Below are 3,746 nucleotides of genomic sequence, written 5' to 3'. Positions count from 1 at the left end.
ATGTGGTGTGGTGGTGTTCGTGGTGGAGCAGGACCAGGGCGGCGGCGACGATATCGCCGATGCGCCAGGGGCAGCCGCGGTGGCGACGCAGGGCCTTGAAAGTGGTTTTGAGTAGCGAGTTGGCGCGTTCGCCGAGGCAGCGCAGGGCGCCGTGGACGGCGTTGTAGGTCTGTTGATCGATGGTGAGGTTCCTGTTCTTGGGTTTCTTGAACGGGATCCTGAACGTGTCGGGTTCGCCTTCGTAGCCCAGGTCGGCCAGGGCCGGGGCGCCGTCGTGGACCCAGTCGGCGATGCGGGCGAGCAGGTCGGGGTCGGCGCGGGCGGCGGTGATGTCGTGCTCACGGCCGGGCCGCACACCGGAGGTCCACAACGGCCACCCGTCCGGGGCGGACACGACCTGGATGTTGCCGCCGTGATGATGGTGTTTGCCGCTCCACCACAAGTCCACCCCGGGTGTCGGGCCCGGCGTGGAGATCCGATCGGTGTGGATCAACGTGCCGTCGACGATCACATGCGAGTGCCCGGCGGTCTTGGCCGCCAGCAGCGCACCGTGCAGTGACGGGCGCCGCGCGGCGAGCACCGCGACACCCTCGTCGCGGTAGGCGTACGCGGTGGCCGCCGAGATCGCGTTGTCCCTGGCCAGCGCCGACATCCGCGTGTCATCGAAGAACCAGCGCAACACCAGCACAGCCTGCTCATCACAGCCCAGCGCGCGCCTGCCCTCCCGGGTGCCCCGCCGCACCCGCTCAGTGGCCAGCAACGAGGACAGGAACTCGACACTGGCCTCGGACACATCAAGGACAGCCGTATATGTGACACTCATCGGGCGCAGAACCTCGGCGAAGTTGATCTCGGAAGGATCGTCTTCATACCGGGGTTCTGCGTCTTTCTCATGGCGCCACGCCCTGGCGCCAGCAAGATCACACAGCGTCGCGAACCGTTACTCGGAACGGCTCACCGTCTGCGCCGAATCGACCGCTTCGCGAAAGCCGAGGACACTCATCACCTGGTCATCGGGCCACATGATTGTCCGATCCGCCTGTTCGATGCCGCCGTAAGGCACCACATCGACCTCGGTTCCCTCGATGATGAACTTGTGCGCAGAGCGGCCGTGCTTGTCGAGGTTCCGCACCAGGCTGTCGAACTCCTCCCAGGAGTCAACCTCGGCCGCGACGTCGACGTCCTTGGTTTGGCGTTGGGGGCTCGTTCCCAGCAGGTCGATCGAAATGAGAGAGCGCGCAGTCGCCCCAATTACCAGGTACGAGACCCGCGCTTCGCGCGCCACCTCATCGATCCGGGCCAACACCCTGGCGGCCCGCAGGACCTCATAGTCGGTCGAGGCCCGCAAGTCGATCGTCACCGCGTCGAATCCTGTCTGCATGCTCACGTTGGCGAGGGTCGCCGGACGCAAGGAGATCGGCGTAGATCAACGTCGAAGGCACGAGCCACGGCTGTCCCGGCATCGTCCAGAACCGTCGTCGTATGTGGATGTTGCCACCCTGTTCGGCGCGCACCATTCGGTGTTTGCCGATGAGTGAGCGCGGCCGCTCGTCGGCATAGAGGGTCAGGGTGGCCGGGATGAGGTGCGGGTCAAGGATGCTCGCACCGGCTTCGCCGCCCACCTGGACGTTCAACCGCGTCAACTCGTCCTCCGAGTCCCGCCACCACGAGATGTCGGAGACCTCGAATTCGTCGCCGGACAACGACGGTGAGAGCCTTGTCGAGTAGGCCTCTGACCATCGGTTGAGCAACTCCCCCGCTCTGACCAGCCTGCGTTCGCCCGCCGCGTCGTACAAGTAGCCCGCCTTGGCCAAGTCATCGACGACCGCTTGGGCCGTGCCGAGCGAGACTCCGGAGGCGTTCGCGAGCGCGCGCAGCGGCCGGCCTGCCATGGCGGGCCAGCTGAGCAGGACGAACCCGACCTGCAGCCCCGCACGGCTGAACGCCTTGCTCCCGCGCGACGCGGAACCGATGGTGTGTCCGCCCGCCTTGCGGCGCCCCCGGACGTCAATGAGCACGTCGTCCCAAGCGATGTGCGCGTTGCCTGCCTCATCGACGTAGTCGATTCCGCGCTCGCGCAGCAGACCCGCAGCCTGCTCGGTGATAGAGCGGGTGACGACCAGCGTTGGGAATGAAGGGTGCGGATGAAGAGCCGTCGCGAGTTCGGGCGGCACGCTTCGCTTGATCTCGACGGCGTATGTCCGAGCCGCGCCTGACGCGCGACTGACGCGGGCCACCAGGTCGACTCCGTGGTCGAGAGCGTGCTTGTCCGACAGCATGTCGATCTTGAGACCGAGCCCGCGCAACACGTTGTCCAACTCGGCCAGCCGCGCACGTTCGTTCAGAATTTCGCCATGTTCATTTTCGCTGAACATGCATCGATTTTGAACGCAAGCTGCCTTGACCGCAAGTTTCCCAGGCTGACGCCGAGGTTGAGCTCACGGCCGAGCGGCGTGTGGAATCCTTTCGTTCATGACTCGCACGCTGTGCATCGCCCAGAACCCGGAAGCCGATGCCCTCCTGGCGGAGAACGCGCTCGCGCTGCTGATCGGGATGCTGCTGGATCAGCAGATCCCGATGGAGGTCGCCTTCAACGGACCGAAGAAGCTTTACGACCGCCTCGGCGGCGAGCTCGACGTCCACCAGATCGCCGACTACGACCCGGACGAGTTCGCCACCATCTCGACCACGCCGCCCGCCATCCACCGCTACGGCGGCAGCATGGGCAGGCGGGTGCAGGCCCTGTGCCAGTACATCGTCGAGCACTACGACGGCGACACCGAAGCGATCTGGACCAAGGACAAGCCCACCGGCGCCGAGGTGCTGAAGCGGCTCAAGGCCCTTCCTGGATTCGGTGAGCAGAAGGCCAAGATCTTCGTCGCCCTGCTGGGCAAGCAGTACGGCGTGGCCCCGTACGGCTGGCGGAAGGCCGCGGGCGACTACGGCGGCACCAACACCCGGATGTCCGTCGCGGACGTCACCAGCGCCGACACCCTCGCCGAAGTCCGCGCCTACAAGAAAGCCAAGAAGGCCACCGCCAAGAGCGGTTGAGGCCTTGGCGACCTGCGCTTACCCTGAGACGCGGAGGTGGCCCCCATGCGAGCAGCGGTAGGCGATCGGCTACACATCCACGGCCGCAACGTCGGCAACGCCGACCATCTTGGCCAGATCCTTGAGGTGCGTGGTGCCGATGGGGCGCCGCCGTATCTGGTCAAGTTCAACGACGGACACGAGAGCTTGATCGTCCCCGGACCCGATTGTGTGGTCGAGCACGAGCCCCAGTGAGGTGACTCGCTAACCTGTGTCCTCTTCCACTCCTCAAGGGGGCACTATGCGATCTCGGCTGGCGATCATTCTGGTCACGGCGGCGATGACGTGCGGGCTGACCGCGTGTGACGCCGTGCGTGAAGCCACGAGCGCGGCCGACTCCGCCACCGACAAGGCGAGCGTCTGCCTCGACGCCGCCAAGCTGGCGGGTTTCTATCCGGATCTCTCCAACCCCGAACAGGCCGTGAAGGACGCCGAGAAGACCGCGGCCGACCTGCAGGCCCTCGCCGAGAAGACCGGTGACGCGACCCTGAAGGACGCGCTGACCGACATGTCCGCCAAGGTCGGCGAGCTCACGCCGAACTCGATCGACCCGGCGAGTGTCACCGCGTGGGCCAAGGAGAAAGTCGGCGCCGCCAACGCGCTGACGCAGGCCTGCCTGTAGCGAACGAGAACGGCCGCCTGCCCTTGCGGGGGGC

At 66.2% G+C, this 3,746-nt stretch carries 6 protein-coding genes; 3 read left to right on the top strand and 3 right to left on the bottom strand.

The features are described from left to right. From ACRDSQ_RS10240 to ACRDSQ_RS10230, 3 genes are all read right to left on the bottom strand, one after another. The coding region (locus ACRDSQ_RS10240; RefSeq protein WP_431420613.1) for a transposase family protein at positions 1 to 823 on the bottom strand (823 nt) is incomplete at its 3' end. Positions 824 to 940: 117 nt separating this feature from the next. Beyond that, complete coding sequence (locus ACRDSQ_RS10235) at positions 941 to 1,360, bottom strand: hypothetical protein (RefSeq protein WP_431420612.1); 420 nt, start codon at positions 1,358 to 1,360, stop codon at positions 941 to 943. Continuing rightward, entirely contained in the window at positions 1,326 to 2,375 is a 1,050-nt protein-coding gene (locus ACRDSQ_RS10230) for a type IV toxin-antitoxin system AbiEi family antitoxin (RefSeq protein WP_431420611.1), read from the bottom strand. Before ACRDSQ_RS10230 ends, ACRDSQ_RS10235 begins: the two co-directional genes overlap by 35 nt. 97 nt (positions 2,376 to 2,472) lie before the next feature. Between ACRDSQ_RS10230 and ACRDSQ_RS10225 the strand changes: the two genes are divergently transcribed. Genes ACRDSQ_RS10225 through ACRDSQ_RS10215 form a run of 3 tightly spaced genes read left to right on the top strand, consistent with a single transcriptional unit; the run spans position 2,473 to position 3,712 of the window. Further along, on the top strand, positions 2,473 to 3,051 hold the full coding sequence (locus ACRDSQ_RS10225; protein WP_431420610.1) for an HhH-GPD-type base excision DNA repair protein: 579 nt from the start codon (positions 2,473 to 2,475) through the stop codon (positions 3,049 to 3,051). Positions 3,052 to 3,096: 45 nt separating this feature from the next. Then, positions 3,097 to 3,285: a DUF1918 domain-containing protein gene (locus tag ACRDSQ_RS10220; protein ID WP_431420609.1), complete on the top strand. Its 189-nt coding sequence runs from the start codon at positions 3,097 to 3,099 to the stop codon at positions 3,283 to 3,285. A gap of 46 nt (positions 3,286 to 3,331) precedes the next feature. After that, positions 3,332 to 3,712, top strand: a complete 381-nt coding sequence (locus ACRDSQ_RS10215; RefSeq protein ID WP_431420608.1) for a bacteriophage spanin2 family protein — start codon at positions 3,332 to 3,334, stop codon at positions 3,710 to 3,712. Positions 3,713 to 3,746 lie beyond the last annotated feature (34 nt).

Source organism: Actinokineospora sp., from assembly GCF_050699995.1.
In the GTDB taxonomy this organism is placed as follows: Bacteria; Actinomycetota; Actinomycetes; order Mycobacteriales; family Pseudonocardiaceae; genus Actinokineospora.
Note: the sequence above shows the minus strand (reverse complement) of the source record. Positions and strands in the feature narration are given on the sequence as shown.

What these genes read in the sequence shown, in the direction of transcription:
- ACRDSQ_RS10230 (WP_431420611.1), bottom strand. Translation starts at nt 2,375, where the DNA reads ATGTTCAGCGAAAATGAACATGGCGAAATTCTGAACGAACGTGCGCGG.
- ACRDSQ_RS10225 (WP_431420610.1), top strand. Translation starts at nt 2,473, where the DNA reads ATGACTCGCACGCTGTGCATCGCCCAGAACCCGGAAGCCGATGCCCTC.
- ACRDSQ_RS10220 (WP_431420609.1), top strand. Translation starts at nt 3,097, where the DNA reads ATGCGAGCAGCGGTAGGCGATCGGCTACACATCCACGGCCGCAACGTC.
- ACRDSQ_RS10215 (WP_431420608.1), top strand. Translation starts at nt 3,332, where the DNA reads ATGCGATCTCGGCTGGCGATCATTCTGGTCACGGCGGCGATGACGTGC.